Below are 19,299 nucleotides of genomic sequence, written 5' to 3'. Positions count from 1 at the left end.
CGCCCTCCCCGTCCAGCCGTAAGGATTCATTGGTGACCCAACGCCGCATTCCCAACCCCCGCGACCTGGCCCCGCTGCTGAAGTTCGAGCGCCCGTTCGGCGGTCGCACACGCAAACTCGCGCGCGCCCAGACGATCTGGGACCTGCGGGAACTGGCCCGCAAGCGCACGCCGAAGGTCGCCTTCGACTACACCGACGGCGCGGCCGATGCCGAACTGAGCCTGGCGCGAGCCCGGGAAGCGTTCCGCGACATCGAATTCCGGCCCGAGATCCTGCGGAATGTGGCGTCGGCGGATACCGGCGTCACGGTGCTCGGCCGGCCCGCGCGGCTGCCATTCGGCATCGCGCCGACCGGCTTCACCCGCATGATGCACACCGCCGGTGAGCTCGCGGGCGCTCGCGCGGCCGAACGCGCGGGCATCCCGTTCACGCTGTCCACCATGGGCACCACGGCCATCGAGGATGTCGCGGCCGCAACGGGTTCCGGGGCGCGCAACTGGTTCCAGCTCTACATGTGGAAGGACCGGGATCGGTCCATCGCCCTGGTCGAGCGGGCCGCGAAGGCGGGATTCGACACTCTGGTCGTCACCGTCGATGTGCCGGTGGCCGGAAACCGGCTGCGCGATGCGCGCAACGGCATGACGGTACCGCCGTCCATCACACCGGCCGGCGTCCTCGACGCGCTCCGCAAACCCTGGTGGTGGTGGGATTTCCTGACCACCGAACCACTCGCCTTCGCCTCGCTCGACCGGTGGTCGGGCACGGTCGCCGAACTACTGGACTCGATGTTCGACCCCACAGTCGATTTCGACGATCTGGCGTGGGCCCGGGCGCAATGGCCCGGCCGTGTGCTGGTGAAGGGCGTGCAGACGGTGGCCGACGCCAAACGGCTGGCCGGTCTCGGCGTGGACGGCATCGTGCTGTCCAATCACGGTGGCCGCCAACTGGATCGGGCCCCGGTGCCGCTGCATCTGCTGCCCCAGGTGGCCCGCGAGGTCGGCGACGATCTGGAGATCCACCTCGACACCGGCATCCTGCACGGCGCCGACATCGCCGCCGCTCTCGCACTCGGCGCGCGCTTCACCCTGATCGGCCGCGCCTACCTCTACGGCCTGATGGCCGGTGGCGAGGCCGGAGTGGACCGGGCCATCGAAATCCTGAGCACCCAGCTGACGCGAACGATGAAGTTGCTCGGCGTCGGCACCGTCGAGGAGCTCGAACCCCGCCACGTTCGCCTGCTGGAACGCTACCGCCCGTCTGAATAAACGCGAACGGGCCGCGATCACCGAAGCGATCGCGGCCCGTTCACATTCGAAGCGATTACAGCCCGAGGTATTCCTTGAGCTCGTAGGGCGTCACCTGGTTCCGGTACCCCGCCCACTCCCGGCGCTTGTTGCGCAGGAAGAAGTCGAAGACGTGCTCACCGAGCGTCTCGGCAACCAGTTCGGACTTCTCCATGTTCTTCAGCGCCTCGTCCAGCGACGCGGGCAGCTCGCGGAAGCCCATGGCGCGACGCTCGGCGGTGGTCAGCGACCACACGTCGTCCTCGGCCTCCGGCGGCAGCGTGTAGCCCTTCTCGATGCCGCGCAGACCGGCCGCGAGCAGCACCGCGAACGCGAGGTACGGGTTGCAGGCGCTGTCAGGGCTGCGGATCTCGACGCGACGCGAGGCCGACTTGTTCGGCGTGTACATCGGAACACGCACCAGCGCGGAACGATTCGAGCGGCCCCAGGACGCGGCCGTCGGGGCCTCGCCGCCGTGCACCAGACGCTTGTAGGAGTTCACCCACTGGTTGGTGACCGCGGAGATCTCGTGCGCGTGCTCGAGAATGCCGGCGATGAACGCCCGCGCGGTCTCCGACAGGTTGATCGGATCGTCCGGATCGGCGAAGGCGTTCTGCTCACCCTCGAACAGCGACATGTGGGTGTGCATGGCCGAACCCGGATGGTCGGCGAACGGCTTGGGCATGAACGACGCCCGCACGCCCTCGTCGATCGCGACTTCCTTGATCAGGTAGCGGAAGGTCATGACGTTGTCGGCCATGGACAGCGCGTCCGCGTAGCGCAGGTCGATCTCCTGCTGGCCCGGCGCGCCCTCGTGGTGGCTGAACTCCACGGAAATGCCCATGGATTCCAGCGAGTCGATGGCATGGCGGCGGAAGTTCGGCGCCTCGTCGTGCACGGCCTGGTCGAAGAAGCCGCCATTGTCGGCCGGGATCGGCTGCGAGCCGTCGTGCGGGCCCGGCTTCAGCAGGAAGAACTCGATCTCCGGGTGCACGTAGCAGCTGAAGCCCAGGTCGGCGGCCTTGTTCAGCTGCCGCCGCAGCACGTGCCGCGGATCCGCCCAGGACGGCGAACCGTCCGGCATGGCGATATCGCAGAACATGCGAGCCGAGTGCTGATGCCCCTTCGACGTGGACCACGGCAGCACCTGGAAGGTGGAGGGGTCCGGCTTGGCCACCATATCCGCCTCGGAAACCCGGGCGAATCCCTCGATGGCCGAACCGTCGAAGCCGATGCCTTCCTCGAAGGCGCCCTCCAACTCGGCGGGCGCGATAGCCACCGACTTGAGATAACCCAGGACATCGGTGAACCAGAGTCGCACGAAGCGGATATCCCGCTCTTCGAGCGTCCGGAGGACGAATTCCTTCTGACGGTCCATGACCGCGACTGTAGGGGCCGGGAGTTAAATCCGTGTTACATGAACGTCAGCAGGCGCGCCGAGTCCCCGCAAACTCAACAAGTCAGACCGGCGGCGGGCTCCTTCAGGTCGATCAGATAGGAGACGACCGGGTCGTCGACGCAGGATTTGCCCTGCAAGGAGACCGTGTGCTGGGTGCCCTTGAAAGTGATAAGGCTGGCGCCCAGCTGCTCGGCCAGATCGACACCGGCCTGGTACGGAGTGGCCGGATCGTTGGTCGTGGAGATCACCACGGTCTTGGGCAAACCCTTGATCGAAAGCTTGTGGGGGGCGCTGGTGTTCGGGACGGGCCAGAAGGCGCACAGTTCGAGCGGGGCGGCGTCACTGGAGTGGCCGTCGTCGAGGAAGGGGGCGACGCGGCGGTAGTCGGCGTCCTGCTTGGCGGCTACGGCGCGGTCGGTGATGGGCGGATCGTCCACGCAGCGAATCGCGTTGAAGGCGTCGGAGCTGTTGTCGTAGGAGCCGTCGTCGTGGCGGCCGTCGTACATATCGGCGAGGGCGAGCAGGGTGTCGCCGCTGCCCTGGGCGAGTTCGCGCAGGCCCTTGGTGAGGGCGTTCCACAGACGGACCGAGTAGAGGGTCTGCTGGACGCCGGTGATGGCGTCGCCGTAGTGCAGGCCGCGCGGATCCTGGGTCGCGACCGGCTTGTCCCACAGCGGGTCGACCAGGGCCCGGAACTTCTTGGTGGCCTGCGCCGGATCGTCGCCGAGCGGGCAGTTGGTCTTCTCCTTGGCCGCGCAGTCGGCGGCGTAGTTGTCGAAGGCCTTCTGGAAGCTGGCGGCCTGGGCCAGGGATTCCTTGAGCGGATCCTGATCCGGCTTCAGCGCGCCGTCGAGCACGAGCGCGCGCACGTGGTCCGGGAACTTCTCGGCGTAGGCGTAGCCGAGGCGGGTGCCGTAGGAGTAGCCCAGGTAGGTCAGCTTCGAATCACCCAGGGCCGCACGGATGACGTCCATGTCCTGCACGACCTCGTGGGTGCCGACGTGGCCGAGGAACTCCTTGCCGGTGCGCTCGACGCACTTGTTTGCGAAGTCCTTGTTCTCAGCCTCGAGGGCCGCGATGCCGGCGGGCGAGTTGTCCTTGTTGGGTTCGGCGCGCTGGGCGTCGTTCTCGGCGGCGGTCATGCACTTGATGGCGGGCTGCGACGCGCCGACGCCGCGCGGATCGAAGCCGATGCGGTCGAAGCGGTCGGCGATCTTGGTGTCGTCACCGATATTGACCATGTTGAGTCCGGTGACGCCCGGCCCGCCCGGGTTGAGCAGCAGCGAACCGATCTTGTTGCCGCTGGCCTTGATCCGCGAGATCGCGATCTTCGCCGTCGCCCCACCGGGATTGGCGTAATCCACCGGCACCGTCACCCGCGCGCACTCGGTGCCCTTGGGCAGCTCGTCATCGCCCTCGATGTAATCGGTACAGCTCCCCCAATTCACGGTCTGGTTGTAGAAGGACTCCATACCGACCGGTGCCGTCGGAGTGGGGTTGCCGTCCACCACGCTGGTGCACGCAGCCACGGTCATCGCCAACGTCGTCGCCAGAAGCACGACCCGGCCGGTTCGCATCAACGCCATGGGTTGATCGTGCCATCCCACCGAAAACACCCACGCACCCCTTCCGGCGCTCATATACATCTCCGTTTACATCGCGGTCCGAGCGCCTGTGCGCAACGTCACGCATGGCACGGAACCGGGACTGTAAGGGTTCGGAGCCGCGGCCGTCGGGTACGTGGGTGTTCGCACGGTAACTCCCCAGGCCGCTCTCAGAAACCGCATGCTTAATGGGGAAGAACCGGGGGGCTCTACCGATGAGGGATGCCATGAACGTGGAATCACAGTCGCCGAACCGCTCTGCCGCGGGGTCCGGCTCGATGCGATCGCGCACCATCCGGGCCGCGGCCGCCGCCGCGGTGGCGCTCGCCGCCACCCTGGGCCTGGTCGCCTGTGGACCGAACACGCTGGTCCCGGGCAGCCCGGTGGCGGAGACGCCCGGACAGGTGACGCAGAGCCAGCCCATCGACTTCACCACTCCCCCAGCCGATCTCGACGCCGCCGCGCAGTCCGTGGTGCCCGGCATCGTGGACGTCAACACCGAACTCGGCCTGCAGAACGGCGAGGGCGCGGGCACCGGCATCGTGCTGACCTCCGACGGCGTCATCCTCACCAACAACCACGTGGTCGAGGGCGCGACCAGCATCTCGGTCACCGATCTCGGCAACGGCCAGACCTACGACGCCACCGTCCTCGGCTTCGACCGCAGCGAGGACATGGCCGTCATCAAACTCGTCGGCGCCTCCGGCCTGCAGACCGCTCCCCTGGGCGATTCCAGCAAGGTCGCGGTCGGCGACCCCGTAGTCGGCGTCGGCAATGCGGGCGGGCGCGGCACCCCCACCGCCGCCACCGGCAGGGTCACCGCCCTCAACCGCTCCATCACCGCCAGCGACGACGCCACCGGCAGCTCCGAACAACTCACCGGCCTCATCGAGGTCGCCGCCAATATCGAACCCGGCGATTCCGGTGGCCCGCTGGTGAATTCGGCCGGCCAGGTCATCGGCATGGACACCGCCGCGTCAAAGGGCTTCCGCTTCAACAACACCGGCGGCCAAGGCTTCGCCATCCCCATCAACAAGGCCCTGGCCGTAGCCAAGCAAATCCAATCCGGCAAATCCTCCGACGTAATCCACATCGGCGACACCGCCTTCATCGGCGTCTCCGTCACCTCCACCGGCGGCGGCGCCCAAATCCGAGGCGTGGTCCAAGGCGGCCCCGCCGACCTCCTAGGCCTCCAGGCCCGAGACGTCATCACCGGCCTGGACGACCACCGCATAACCTCCGCCACCGACCTCACGTCCCAAATGGACCAACACCATCCGGGCGACACCGTCACCCTGAAGTGGACCGACACCACCGGCCAATCCCAATCCGCCCAAGTCCAACTCGCTAAGGGACCCGTCGGCTAATCGGGGCTACCGGCAGGATCGCCGCTCAGTGCCACCAGAGTCGCGGCGAGGTCGGTAACGATGGCTTCGACCGTCGGTGAGTCGAAAAGTTCGGCGGCGTAGACCATTTCGCCGTGGATGCCAGTGGGGGCGCCGGTGGGGGTGTAGTTCTCGTGGAGGGTCAGGAGGAGTTCCCAGGGGGTGTGGCGGGCTGGGATCGGGCGGGGGTGGATTGTCAGGTCGGGGGCGGCGGTGGGGGTTTCGGTGCCGTGTAGGTAGGTGACCATGATTTGGAAGAGGGGGTGGTGGGTGCGGGAGCGGGGTGGGTTGAGGGTTTCGACGAGTCGGTCGAAGGGGAAGTCCTTGTTGTCGTAGGCGGCGAGGACGCGTTCGCGGACCTGGTGGACGAGGTCGGGGTGGGAGAGGGCGGCGGTGAGGTCGACTCGGACTATGGCGGTGTCGACTACGCAGCCGACCAGGTTCTGGAGGCCCTCGGTGTCGCGGGCGCTGAGGGCCACGCCGATGGGCAGGTCGGGGCCCGCGCCGTGATCGCGCAGGGCGAGGGCCAGGGCGGTGTGGACGAGCATGTAAATGCTGGCGCGGTAGGTGCGAGCGGCGCGGGCCAGCGCTCGGTGGGTGGACGCGTCGATGTGGATGGGGACGGCCGCCGCGGTGTTCTCCCGGCGGTCGGCGCGTGGGCGATCGGTGCGCAATACCGGGTTCGCGGGCAGATCCGCGAGGGCGGTACGCCAGTAGCTCTCCTGCCGGGCCAGGGGATTGCCCTGCGCGCCAGCGGATTCGAGGCGCTGCCGCTGCCACAGCGCGTAGTCCGCGAATTGTGTTGCCGGAGCGGGCCATCGGGGTGGCTCCCCGACCAGCCGCGCCCCGTAGGCGGTGAGCAGGTCGCCCTGGAGCACGGCCAGGGATTCACCGTCGCCCGCGACATGGTGGATGACGCCGAGCAGGGTGTGATGCCGCGGACCCGAACGGTAGAGGCGCAGGCGCAGGGGCAGGTCCTTGGTGAGATCGAAGCCGCGCCGCATCTCGGAATCGATTGCCCCATCCAGGCTTTCGGCGTCGGCAATATCCACGACCTGGAAATCCGGCCGTACGGACTCCACCGGCAGGATGCGCTGAACGGGCCCGTCCTGGCCGTACGGCAGCACGGTGCGCAGGATTTCGTGCCGTTCGACCAGATCGTGCACGGCGGCCCCGACCGCGGTGACGTCGAGCGGGCCGTGCAGCTCGAGCCCGGTGGCGATCAGATAGTCGGGCCGGTTGCCGCTGAGGTAGTTCACCGTCCACAGCCCCTGCTGCATGGGCGTGAGCGGGATCGGGTCGGTGCGGCGCACGGCGGCGATATCGGGTGTCCCGGGCGGCAGGACATCGTGCGGAACCTCCCCGGGGCCACGCCGATCCAGGATCTGGTCCAGCGCGGCGACGCTCGGTGCTTCGAACAGATCGCGCAGTGACACCGCGACTCCGAGCGCGGACCGCAGTCCCGCGACGATGCGGATGGCGGACAGCGAGTTGCCGCCGAGCGCGAGGAAGTCGTCGGTGAGCCCGACCTCCCCCACCCCCAGCGCCCGCGCGAACGTGGTCGCGATGACCTGCTGTCGTGGCGTGCGCACCGGCACGCGCTCACCGGCGGCGGGCATGGGCAGCGCGGCCACGTCGAGTTTGCCGATGGGGGTCAGCGGCAACGCGTCCATGGCGACAATGGCGGCGGGCACCAGGTAAGAGGGCAGGATCGAGGACAGCCGGGTCCGCAGGGCGGCGGTGTCGACGGCACTCGCTCCGACGACATGGGCGATGAGCGACTGCCCGCTCGCGGCGCGGCGAGCCGTGACGATGGCCGCGGTGATGCCCGGCTCACGCAGGATGGCCGCCTCGACCTCCCCGGGTTCCACGCGAAAACCGTTGATCTTCAATTGCCTGTCCGCTCGCCCGAGGAAGTGCAGCAGGCCCTCGGCATCCCAGCGCCCGAGATCGCCGGTGCGATACATGCGCCCGCCCGCCGTGCCGAACGGGTCGGCGACGAAGCGCTCGGCGGTGCGGGCCGGTTCCCGGTGGTAGCCGTTGGCCAGCCCCGCGCCGGACAGATAGATCTCGCCGGTGACCCCGGCGGGGACCGGCCGCAGCGCCGAATCCAGCACCGCGACAACGGTATTGTCCGCTGGGCGGCCGACGGGGACCGGCCGATCCGCCGACATGTCCGGTGGAAGCTCATGGGTGAGCACGAAGCTGGTCGCCTCGACCGGCCCGTAGAGGTTCCGCACCGCGGGCGGGTGCGCGCCGCGTCGTACCGCGGCGGCGGCATGCGGCGGCAACACATCCCCGGCGGACGCGATCATCCGAAGTCCGGCGAGCTGCTCCGGAATCTGCTCGGCCAGGATGTGGAACAGCCCGGGCGACAGCATGATCGAGGTGACCCGGCCCGCGCGCAGCACCTCGGCGTAGTCGTGCACATCCAGGATGCCGGGGCGCGCGAGCACCACGGTTCGGCCGTTGAGCAGCGGCAGCCACAGCTCCCACACCACCATGTCCCAGGTGTAGGGCAGATGCATGAGCATCCGCTGATGCCCCTCGGCGCGGCCGATCCGGTCGCGGGCGCGCGTCACGATATTGCGGTGGGTGACCTCGACGCCCTTGGCCGCTCCGGTCGATCCGGAGGTGAACATGAGCGTGGCGACGGTATCGGGCAGGACCGCTATGCCTAGATCGCTGTCATCGAATTCCAGTGTCTCCGTGCCCAGTTCGTTGAGAACCAGTTCGGTCCCGGTGAAGTCGAGCAGCCGCCGTACATGTGCGGGCGGGTAGCGGTCGCTCAGCGGCACGCACACCGCGCCCAGTTTGGCGAGGGCCAGGAAGACGACCACGAGATCGACCGAGCGCGGCAGCGCGACGCCGACCGGTACGCCCGGTCCCGCGCCGCGGGTCGCCATCCAGCGGGCGGCCCGATTGGCCCGCGCGTTCAGCTCGGCGTAGGTCAGTTCCGTGCCGTCCCACCAGAGCGCCGCCTCGTGTGCGTGCGCCCGGACGGTCGCCTCGAAACACGCTGCGAGCCCGGCCTTGCCGATGCCGGTCGCCGCGCCCCGCCCGGCCGCGAGCACGTCGGCTCGTCGAGCGGGCGGCAGCAGGTCGAGCCGCCCGGCCGCGGACTGCCGGGCCGCGGTGAGCGCGTCCGCGGCGACGAGAACCCGCGACCACAGCTCATCGATATCGGTGAGGGCATCGATGTGTTCGACCCGCACCCCGATCCGGAAGGTCAGCGCCCCCGCGGCGGGCTCGACGGTGACCGTCAGCGGGAAATGCGTTCCCCCGTACACATTCATCGAACTCACCCGGAGGTCCGGATTGTCGAGCAGGGCGGTGTCGAGCGGGAAGTTCTCGAAGACCAGCGAGGTGTCGAACAGGTCGCTCACCTTGGCCGCCGCCAGGATGTCGGGCAGCCCGAGATGGTCGTGCTCCATCAGCGCCACGCGTTCGCGCTGAATCCGCACCGCGAGTTCGATCGGGGTCTCGGCCGCGCGCGCACGCACCCGCAGCGGCACGGTATTCATGAGCAGCCCGACGGCGCCGTCCAGCTCACCGCCGTCGCGACCGGACACCGTGATGCCGAAGACGACCTCCCCGCCGCCGGTCAGGCTCGACATCACCAGCGCCCACAGCGCCTGGACCATCGAGTTGAGCGTGAGCCCGTGCGCCGCGGCCTGTTCGCGCAGCGCGGTGACCGTGGCGGCGGGCAGGGTGAAGGTGCGCTCGTCGGGCCGCCGCCATGGGCCTCGATCGGCGCGCGCGACCTTGCACGGTTCGGCCCCGGCGAGGGCCGCGGCCCAGGCTCGGCGCGCGCCCTCGCGATCCTGGGCGGCGGACCATTCGAGGAACGCGGTGAACGGTGTCGCGGCGGGCAATTCGATGCCGCGATAGCTCAGCAGCAGTTCCCGCAGCAGGATGCCCAGCGACCAGCCGTCCAGCAGCGCATGGTGATGGGTGACGAGCAGGGAGGCGGAGTGCTGCCCGGCGCGCACGAGCGTGACCCTGAGCAGTGGGCCCGTGAGCGGCTGCGTGTGGGCGTCCTCGGCCCGTACCCGCTCCACGGTGTCGTGCACAAAGCCGGGAGCATCGAGATCCACGACCCGCCAGGGCATCTCGATATCCGCGCCGATCTCGTACTCCAGCGTGTCGCCGTCCACGACGAACCGTCCCAGCAGATGCGGATGCCGGTCGAGCACCGCGTGCAGGGCAGCGCCCAGCCGCTCCGCGTCGACCGGGCCGTCGAGCGTCAGCTCCACCTGAACCAGGTAGGGATCCTCCCCGTCCCCGCCCTGATACAGCGAGTGGAACAGCAGCCCCGATTGCAGGGGCGTCGCGGGCAGGAAGGACCGGCCGTCGCGTCGGACGAGCGGACTCACCGTCGCTCGATTCGACGCCGGCGCGGGCGTCGCGAGTGTGTGTGCCAACGCGCGAATACTCTGCTGCACGAATACATCCCGGGGTGTGATGGCCAGTCCGGCGGCGCGGGCGCGCTCGGCCGCGCGGATGGCGAGAATACTGTCGCCGCCGATGGCGAAGAACCCGTCCTCGACACCGAAGCGGTTGTGCCCGAGGACATCCGCGAACACGGCGTGCAGCCGCGCCTCGGCATCGCCGAGCGGCGCCGCACCCGCGGCGGTCGTGCCCTCGACGGTGAGCGCGCGCAGGGCGCGTTCGTCGATCTTGCCGTTGGGTGTGGCGGGTATGGTGTCGACCGCGGTGATGATGGACGGAACCGCGTGTGCGGGAAGACGTTCGGTGAGCGCGGCGCGCACCGCGGCGACGTCGATGCCGGTGCCCGTGACGTAGGCGGCCAGCCGCCGGTCGCCGGGTTGCCGTTCCACGGTCAGCACCACGGCCGACGCCACCGCCGGGAACGCGCACAGGGTGGCTTCGATCTCGCCGGGTTCGATGCGGAACCCGCGGATCTTCACCTGCCGGTCGGCGCGCCCGAGGTATTCGAGTGTTCCGTCCGCCGTCCACCGCGCCACATCACCGCTGCGGTACATCACGGCGCCGGGCGGGCCGAAGGGATCGGCGGGGAAGCGGGTCGCGGTGCGGCCCGGCTGCCGCAGATATCCCGCGGCGATGCCGGGTCCGGCGACGTAGAGCTCGCCGGGGATCCCGGGCGCGGCGGGACGCAGGGCGGCGTCGAGGATGTAGACGGCCGAATCGGGTATGGCCGTGCCGATTTCACCCCCGGCGGCAGGGCCGTTCAACGGTGCGCCGGTGGTGTGCACCGTCGTCTCGGTAATGCCGTACATGTTGATCAGGCGCGGCGACCGTGGATCATGCCGCGCCCACCATTGCGCCAGCCGCCACGGCTCGATCGGCTCACCGCCGAACAGCACATAACGCAGCGCGAGGTCACCGTCGAAGGGTGTGCTCGCCTCGGCGTCGACCAGCATGCCGAAGGCGGACGGCGTTTGATTGAGCACCGTAACCCGGTGCGCCGCCAGCAGTTCGAGGAAGTCCCGTGGCGAACGCGCGGTTTCGGCGTCGACGAGCACGAGCGTGCCGCCGTGGCCGAGCGCTCCCCAGATCTCCCACACCGAGAAGTCGAACGCGGCCGAGTGGAACAGGGTCCAGACATCCTCGGGCCCGAATTCGAACCACGGCCGGGTCGCGGTGAGCAGTCGCACCACATTGGCGTGGGTGACGACCACGCCCTTCGGGCGGCCGGTGGTCCCGGAGGTGTGAATCACGTAGGCGGGCAGGTGCGGTGAGCACAGGACCGCGGGCTCGCGCGGGACGACCCGCGGAGGATCCCCCATGCGCAGCACCGGAGCATCCGAGATGCCTTCCGGCAGAACGACTCCCACGCTGGTGAGGATGAGGCCCGGCGCGGCGTCGTCGAGGACGGCCCGCAATCGCTCCCGCGGATAGTTCGGATCCAGCGGAACGTATGCCGCGCCCGCGCGCAGTACGGCGAGAATGCCGACGATGAGGTCCATGGAGCGCGGCAGCGCCAGGCCGACGAATTGCCCTGGGCCGATGCCGTATCCGGCGATGAGGCGGGCCAGTCCGCGGGCCTGCTCGTCGAGTTCGGCATAGGTGAGCCGCTCGCCGCCGTGCACCACGGCCACCGCCTCGCCGTGCGCCGCCGCCATGCGGTCGAATCGGCCGACGAGCGTTTCCGTCGGCGCGGCGGTGACGGCGGGTCCGGCCGGAGCCGGTGTGGGCCACAGCATTCCGATCGGCAGTTCCTCCGGAGCGGCGGCCAGGGCGGCGATGGTCTCGGTCAGCCGGTCGTGGTGTGCGGCGAGGTCGCGTTCGGAGTACCGCAGCTCGGTCGAGTCCAGGACCACCGACAGGGCCGGGTCGCCATTGTCGTAGACGCTGATGTTCAGATTGTCCGAGCGTCCGGCGGCCAGATGCCGCAGGGCGGCCGTCGCGGCGCCGAAGCGCAGATCCTTCTGTATGGGCATCACATTCACGGTGGGCCCGAGCATGCCGCCGTCGAGCCCGCTCGAGCCCAGGTCGGCGAGCATCTCGCCGTACTGGAACCGCTGGTGGCGCAGGATGATCAGGGATTCGGCGCGCACGGCCGCGAGCAGGTCGCCGACGGTGGCGGCCGGGTCGACGGTGATGCGCAGCGGCAGGATATTCGCCGTCATGCCGAGTGCGTGCCGGGAGCGTTTGGCGGGCACGGCCAGGCCGATGGTGACCGTGCGCGTGCCCGAATCCGCGTGCAGCAGCAGTGCGATGGCGGCGAGGGTCCACACCGGCCACGGAGTCCCGGTGGCATCGGCGCGGGCGCGCAGCGTCTTCCATTCGGCCTCGGCGAGCGCTCCGGCCCGGCGCAGGAACCGATCGCCCGCCGCGACCGCCGGTGCGGCGGCGAACTGCGGCGGCTCGTAGGGTGTGCCGGTCGCGAGCCGTCGCGCCCAGAATTCGCGGTCGGCCGCGTATCGCGTGGAGGTCCGGTACCGCTCGTCCTCGGCGACCAGATCGGCCACGCGGTCGAAGACCGTGTCGTCCACCGGATGCCCGTCGAGCAGTGCGGTGTAGACGTCGGCGACGCGCCGGATCAGGGCGGCCGCGGAGGCCCCGTCGAGCACCAGGTGATGGGAGCGGATGAACCACAGCGTGCCGGCCTCGCCGGCATCGAGCAGATGATGCTCGAACAGCGGTGGGCACGCCGGGTCGAACGGCCGTGCCAGCGCGGATTCCATGAACCGCAGCGCCGCGCCGTGCGGGTCGGCCTCAGCGCGGAAGCTGTTGCGGTGCAACGGCCAATCCGGCAGCTCCTCGACCACCTGCGCGACCGATCCGTCGGCCTCGGTAACGAATCGCACGCGCAGCGATTCCGCCCCGGCCATCACCGACCGCAGTGCCCGTTCGAACACGCCCTCGTCGAGCGGGCCGTGGATCTGCACGTACCCGCCGATGATCAGGCGCTGTCCGCTGTCGTCGAGTTGCTGTGCGACCCAGGCGTGCTGCTGCGCCCGGGTCAACGGTGGGCGCGCTGTCATGCCAGCTCCTCGATGGCCGTGTGCGGGTGGCGGGCGATGGCGGTGAGCAGGTCCCGCAGCGCGGCTCCGATCTCGGTCACCTGCGATTCGTCGAAAACAGTTCGGACATAACCGATTCGGAACCTGAGCTCACGCCCCGGATCGACGGTGACCGTCAGCGGATAGTGGGTGCCGTCGGTGAGTTCCAGGTGCCCGCCGGTGGTGCCGTCCGCGGCGGCCGCCGCGGCCGCGAGCTGTTCGTCGTCCGTCGGATAGGACTCGAAGACCAGCACGGTGTCGAACAGCACATCGCGCAGACCGGCGGCGGCGTGGATCTCGGTCAGCCCGAGTTGATGGTGCTCGATCATCTCCGACTGTTCGGCCTGCACCGTGCGCAGCAGCTCCGCCGCGGGCAGGCGCGGACCGAATCGAACCCGCACGGGCACGGTGTTGATGAACAGTCCCACAATGGATTCCACGCCCGGCAGCGCGGCCGGGCGACCGGATACGGTGGCCCCGAAGACCACGTCGCGACGTCCCAGCCTGCGGCCCAGCAGAATCGCCCAGGCCACCTGCACCACGGTATTGACGGTGACTCCGAGTTCGGCGGCGGTCGCACCGAGGACGCCGGTGGTCTCCGCGTCCAGGACCCAGCGGCATTCCGCTGTCGCGACCGCGCTTTCGCGGCTGTGGTCGGCCGGGGCGACCAGGGTGCGCGCGATGACCGTGTCCAGGGCGCGCCGCCAGGCGCGAGCGGACGCGGCCGCGTCGCGGGCGTAGTTCCAGACGAGATAGTCGCGGAAGGAACCCTCCGGGGCGGGCAGCGGACCCGTACCGGCGTAGAGCGCCAGCAGTTCGCGCAGCACCAGCGGCACAGACCAGCCGTCGAACAGGATGTGGTGGTAGGTGACGATCAGCACCGACTCCGCGCCCGCGATATTCGCGAGGGTGAAGCGCAGCAGCGGTGGCCGGGCCGGATCGAATCGACGGGCGCGCTCCTTCGCCGCCAGTTCGACGAGCTCGTCCGCGGTGACCAGATCTACCTCACGCCAAGGCAATTCGACGGTGTCGGGCACCACCTGGACGGGATTGCCCGCATGGTCGAAGACGAAGGCCGCGCGCAGGTTGTCGTGGCGCCGCAGGATGTCGCGCCCGGCCCGACGCAGCCGATCACGGTCGATCCTGCCGCCGGGCCGGACCACCGTCTGCACGTTGTAGACGTCGGCGACACCGGTGTCCGAGGGCTCGGCCAGGACGGCATGGAAGAACAACCCCGATTGCAGTGGCGCGAGCGGCCAGACGTCGGTCAGGCGGCCGTAGTCGCGTTCCCATTCGGTGATGTCGTCGCGGCCCACCCGCACCAGCGGGAAGTCCGACGGTGTGTGCCCGCCCGCGTGCTCACTCCCGGCATGGGCGGCGATGGCCGCGAGCGCGCACACCCAGAGCCGGGCCAGCTCCGAGACCGCCGCGTCGTCGAGAAGTGTCGTGGGATAGGTGAATCCGGCATGGAGCCGGGATCGGGTCACGATGGCGTTCACGTCGATGACGGCGGCCGCGGGCAGGTCGGGATCGGGGGCTGCCTCCGGCGTCGCGAGCACACCCGTGCCCCGGTCGTCGACGCGGCCCAGGTAGTTGAACGCCACCTGCCCCGGCATCGCCGCCGGAAGCTGTGCGGCGACTTCGTGATTCAGGTAGCGCAGCAGCCCGTAGCCGATCCCGTGGTCGGGGATCGCGCGCAGCTGTTCCTTGATCGTCTTGAGCACGTCGCCGATGGCCTCGGTCCCGGCCAGCGCCGCCTCGATATCGATCTCACCGAGGTCGAGCCGGACCGGGTACAGCGAGGTGAACCAGCCCACCGTGCGGGACAGGTCCGCGCCCGGCACCACCTGTTCCTCGCGCCCGTGGCCTTCCAGGCGCAGCAGCGACACCGGGGCCTCGGTGCCGCGCCGGGCCCGCCAGACCGCGAGCGCGAGGGCCAGTGCGGCGATCAGGACCTCGTCGACACCCGCGTGGAAGCGCGCGGGCACGGTCCGCACGAGCGCCTCGGTGCCCGCTTCGTCCACGGCGACCTCGACGGCCGCGAGCCGGGCGGCGATGTCCCGGGCCGGGTCCAGCGGCCGGCCGCCGAGCAGGGGATCCGGTGTGGCGCAGATCTTCCGCCAGAGCTCGAGCTCGGCGATCCGCTCCGGTGTGTGCGCGGCGTCGACCAGACCGTGCACCCAGCGGCGCATGGATGTGCCGACCGGATCGAGCCGCGGCACGGCACCGTTCGCCGCCTGTGCGAGGGCGGCGAACAGGTCGGGAAGGAGGATCCGCCAGGAGACGCCGTCCATTGCCAGATGGTGCACGGCGATGATCAGCCGGCCCGGCACGCTCCCGTGCCCGGCTTCGAGGCGGACGAACTGCGCCATCACTCCGGCGGACGGGTCGAGGCGATCCAGTGCGGCATCGAGTTCCGCGGCGGCGAGCGCGTCGGCGTCCGCGGCGTCCTCGAAGGTGCGGTGATGCACCAGTTGGGCATGATCCAGCGCATCGGCCGGAACGGTCTCGAACCGCCACGCACCGGCCTCGTCGGCGAACAGCCTCGCGCGCAACACATCGTGCCGCTCGATCAGCGCCGTGACAGCCTGGATCAGGGCGTGGTGCGCGGTCCCGGCGGGAAGTTCGACGGTGAGGGTCTGGTTGACCCGGCGGAACCCGCCGCCGCGCTCGGTCAGCCACCGGGCCACGGGCGTCAGCGGCATGGCTCCGATCCCGCCGCCGGGCAGTTCGGTCAGCAGCGGCGAGGCCGCCGACGCGTCGAGTGTCCGTGCCACCGCCGCGATCCCGGCCACCGTCCGGCGTTCGAACACCTGGCGCGGCGTGATGTGCAGGCCGCGCGCACGCGCCCGGGAGGCCAGTTGAATGGAGATGATGCTGTCCCCGCCGAGCGCGAAGAACGAGTCGTCCACACCCGGCCGCTCGACGCCGAGCACCTCGGCGAACAGCTCGGCCACCACCAGTTCGGCGGGATTGCGCGGTGCGCGATCCGAACGCGGCGCCAGGTCCGGTGCGGGCAGCGCGTCCACATTCAGCTTCCCGTTGCCGGTCAGCGGGACCGCATCGAGCGCGACGACGGCCGCCGGGCGCATGTAGCCGGGAACACGCTGTGCGAGATGGGTTTCCAGCGCTCGCACCGAGAGCTCGGTCGCGGCGGCGGGCACCACGTAGGCGATCAGGCGGGCCGATCCGGAATCCGCGGTCCTCGCCACGACGATCGCCCGGGCCACCGATTCATGTTCGAGCAGAGCGGCTTCGATCTCCCCCGGTTCGATGCGGTACCCGCGAATCTTCACCTGCTGGTCGCCGCGACCGAGATACTCGAGCAGCCCGTCGCCGCTCCAGCGCGCCAGGTCGCCGGTGCGATACATGCGGGCGCCCGGCGGGCCGAACGGATCGGCCACATAGCGTTCCGCAGAGGTCGCGGGACGGGCGTGATAGCCCCGGGCGAGCTGGGCTCCGGCGAGATAGACCTCGCCGCGCGCACCGACCGGGGCCGGCCGCAGCCGTGAATCCAGCACGCGCACAGCCATTCCCGGCAACCCGCGACCGACGACACTGGCGGATGCCGCGGCGGCGTGCGCACGATCCACCGCGAAGTGGGTGGCGTGCACGGTCGCCTCGGTGATGCCGTACAGGTTCGAGATCCGAATCTCGCCGGCCGCCTCGGCGTCGTACCACGTCCGCAGCATGCGCGGATCGAGCGCTTCGCCGCCGAGCACGATATGCCGCAGTGCGGGCACCGCGTCGGGGCGCAGGCCGGTGTCGAGCAAGGCGCCGAGCGCCGAGGGCGTTTGACTCAGTACCGTAATGCCCTCGTCGACAAGGAGTTCGGCGAATTCGTCCGGTGCCCGCGTCACCTCGGCATCCACGATGACGAGGGTGCCGCCGGTGGTGAGCGCACCCCACATCTCCCACACCGAGAAGTCGAAGGCCGCCGAATGGAACATGGCCCACACATCGGTGTGCCCGGTTTCGATGAGATCCTTTGCGGCGGTGAGCATGGCGACGACATTCCGATGCGTCACGCTCACGCCCTTGGGACGTCCGGTGGAACCGGAGGTGTACAGCACATAGGCGAGATTGTCCGGACCGGCGGCGGGTGCGGTGAATTCGTCATCGGCCTCGCGGTATTCGGCGCGGTCGACCATGAGACACGGCCGACTGCCCGCGGGTAGTGCCGCGCAGTCGGCGGTCGTGGTGACGAGGCAGACCGGATCGGTCTCGGCGAGCAGCGATTCGAGCCGCTGTGGCGGATTGCCGAGGTCGAGCGGAACATAGCCCGCGCCCGCTTTGAGCACACCCAGCAGCGCCACTATCAGATCCAGCGACCGTGAAACACCCACGGCGACGAGTGATTCCACGCCGACGCCGTGCGCCGCGAGATCACGGGCCAGGTCATCGGACTCCTCATCGAGTTCCCGGTAGGTCAGCTCGTGGTCGCCGAACCGCACCGCCACGGCATCCGCGCGCAGCGCGGCCTGGTCGCGGAACAGGTCGACGAGCGTCACCTCCGGCACCGGCGAGGTGGGACGCTGCCAGCTCAGCACCCGACGGTGTTCCTCCGCGCCGAGCGGATCGATGTCCGCCACAGCGGTATTCGGATCCTCGGCGAGCGCCGCCAGGACCCTGGTCAACCGCTCCCCCAGGCGCATCACGGTCGCCTCGTCGAGCAGCTCCGGCCACCATCCCGCCAGCACGTGCAGCCGATCGGTGTGCCGGACGGTCAGGGTCAGCGCGTAGTGCGTCGCCTCCCTGGACTGGAAGTCCCCGATCGACAGACCGGCGAAAGCCAGGGCGTCCGACCGCAGTTTCGCCAGGTCGACCGGGTAGGACTCGACCACCAGGAGCGTGTCGAACAGGTTCGGCTCCCCGATGCCGGTCTGCGCGCCGATATCCGGCAGGCCCAGGTGGTGATGCGCGGTCAGTTCGAACTGTTCGCGCTGGACGCGACGCAGCAGTGCGCCCACGGATTCGCCCGGGGCCAGCCGGATGCGGACCGGGATCGTATTGATGAACAGGCCGACCATGTTCTCGACGCCCGCGAGGTCGGCGGGGCGGCCGGAGACCGTGGTGCCGAACAGGATGTCGTCACGATCGGTGCAGCGCGCCAGCAGGATCGCCCAGGCCGCCTGCACGACGGTATTGACGGTCACCTCGAGCTCGGCGGCCAGGCGGATCACCGCCCGGGTCTGCGCCGCGTCCAGATCGAAGGCCCGCTCCCGGGGCAGGCCGGCGGGTGCGTGTACGGCGGGGTTGTCCGCGAGCAGCGTCGGCTCGTTCACCCCGGTCAGGGCCTTGCCCCACGCCTGCCGGGAGATCGAATCATCCTGGCGGACCAGCCATTCCACATAGCGGTGGTAGGGCGGTGGAGGTTCGATCGCGAAACCCGCGTATCCGGCCATGATCTCGCGCAGCAGCAGTGGGATGGACCAGCCGTCGAGGAGCAGGTGGTGGCAGGTGACGGCGAACCGGGTGCGCCCGTCGCCGAGGCGGAGCAGCAGGAAGCGCAGCAGCGGTGGCGCGGTGAGGCCGAACGGCGTGGTGCGTTCGACCTCGAGCAGGCGCTCGTCCTCGCCCGCCGTGGACAATTCGATCTCGCGCCAGGGCAGGTCCGCCCGATCGGTGACGATCTGGACGGGGGTACCGGCGGTGTTCACCTCGAAGGCGGTGCGCAGGTTGGCGTGTCGCTCCAGCACTGCCGCGGCGGCGGCCCGCAGTCGCGCGGAGTCGACCTCACCGTCCAGGCTCAGCACCAGCTGCACCGTGTAGACGTCGACGGCGTCGGGATCGAACAGGGCGTGGAACATCATGCCGGATTGCAGCGGCGTCGCGGGCCACACGTCGGTCAGCGTGGGGTAGCGGCGCTCCCAGATGTCGATATCGGCCTGGGTGAGGGTCACGAGCGGGAAGTCGGACGGGGTGTGCCCGCCGCCCGTGTGGGGCGTGCGCGCGTGTCGTGCGACGGCGCGCAGGGCCGCGCGCCACAGCTCGACCAGTTCGCCGCCCCCGGTCTCATCGAAAATGCCGGGTGCATAGCCGAATCCGGTCACCAGACGCTGTCCGACGACGATGGAGTCGACCTCCACCGCGCCCAGCGCGCCCCGGTCGGCGTCGGGCCGGATGGCCGGCATGCCG

At 69.9% G+C, this 19,299-nt stretch carries 6 protein-coding genes; 2 read left to right on the top strand and 4 right to left on the bottom strand.

Annotated elements, in window-relative coordinates:
* The first annotated feature begins 32 nt into the window (after positions 1–32).
* The gene (locus ON43_RS36340) at positions 33–1,265 is read left to right on the top strand and encodes an alpha-hydroxy acid oxidase (protein ID WP_040815023.1); all 1,233 of its coding nucleotides are present in this window, start codon (positions 33–35) and stop codon (positions 1,263–1,265) included.
* A gap of 55 nt (positions 1,266–1,320) precedes the next feature.
* On the opposite strand, the gene ON43_RS36335 is transcribed toward ON43_RS36340, so the two are convergent.
* Both ON43_RS36335 and ON43_RS36330 read right to left on the bottom strand, forming a co-directional pair.
* The gene (locus ON43_RS36335) at positions 1,321–2,661 is read right to left on the bottom strand and encodes a glutamine synthetase family protein (RefSeq protein ID WP_040815020.1); all 1,341 of its coding nucleotides are present in this window, start codon (positions 2,659–2,661) and stop codon (positions 1,321–1,323) included.
* 74 nt (positions 2,662–2,735) lie between these two features.
* Positions 2,736–4,217 (bottom strand): alpha/beta hydrolase, encoded by a 1,482-nt coding sequence (locus ON43_RS36330; protein ID WP_051179718.1) that lies wholly within the window; start codon positions 4,215–4,217, stop codon positions 2,736–2,738.
* Positions 4,218–4,564: 347 nt separating this feature from the next.
* On the opposite strand from ON43_RS36330, the gene ON43_RS36325 reads away from it, so the two are divergent.
* Positions 4,565–5,653: a S1C family serine protease gene (locus ON43_RS36325; protein ID WP_051179716.1), complete on the top strand. Its 1,089-nt coding sequence runs from the start codon at positions 4,565–4,567 to the stop codon at positions 5,651–5,653.
* Here ON43_RS36325 and ON43_RS36320 read toward each other — a convergent pair.
* Both ON43_RS36320 and ON43_RS36315 read right to left on the bottom strand, forming a co-directional pair.
* Positions 5,650–13,143, bottom strand: a complete 7,494-nt coding sequence (locus tag ON43_RS36320; RefSeq protein WP_083914060.1) for a non-ribosomal peptide synthetase — start codon at positions 13,141–13,143, stop codon at positions 5,650–5,652. The two genes, ON43_RS36325 and ON43_RS36320, sit on opposite strands and share 4 nt — an antisense overlap.
* A partial coding sequence (locus tag ON43_RS36315) for a non-ribosomal peptide synthetase (protein ID WP_157514315.1) occupies positions 13,140–19,299 on the bottom strand: 6,160 nt, incomplete at its 5' end. The genes ON43_RS36315 and ON43_RS36320, both read right to left, overlap by 4 nt.

Source organism: Nocardia concava NBRC 100430 (assembly GCF_000308815.1).
Lineage (GTDB): Bacteria > Actinomycetota > Actinomycetes > Mycobacteriales > Mycobacteriaceae > Nocardia > Nocardia concava.
Note: the sequence above shows the minus strand (reverse complement) of the source record. Positions and strands in the feature narration are given on the sequence as shown.

What these genes read in the sequence shown, in the direction of transcription:
- ON43_RS36325 (WP_051179716.1), top strand. Translation starts at nt 4,565, where the DNA reads ATGCGATCGCGCACCATCCGGGCCGCGGCCGCCGCCGCGGTGGCGCTC.
- ON43_RS36335 (WP_040815020.1), bottom strand. Translation starts at nt 2,661, where the DNA reads ATGGACCGTCAGAAGGAATTCGTCCTCCGGACGCTCGAAGAGCGGGAT.
- ON43_RS36320 (WP_083914060.1), bottom strand. Translation starts at nt 13,143, where the DNA reads ATGACAGCGCGCCCACCGTTGACCCGGGCGCAGCAGCACGCCTGGGTC.
- ON43_RS36330 (WP_051179718.1), bottom strand. Translation starts at nt 4,217, where the DNA reads ATGACCGTGGCTGCGTGCACCAGCGTGGTGGACGGCAACCCCACTCCG.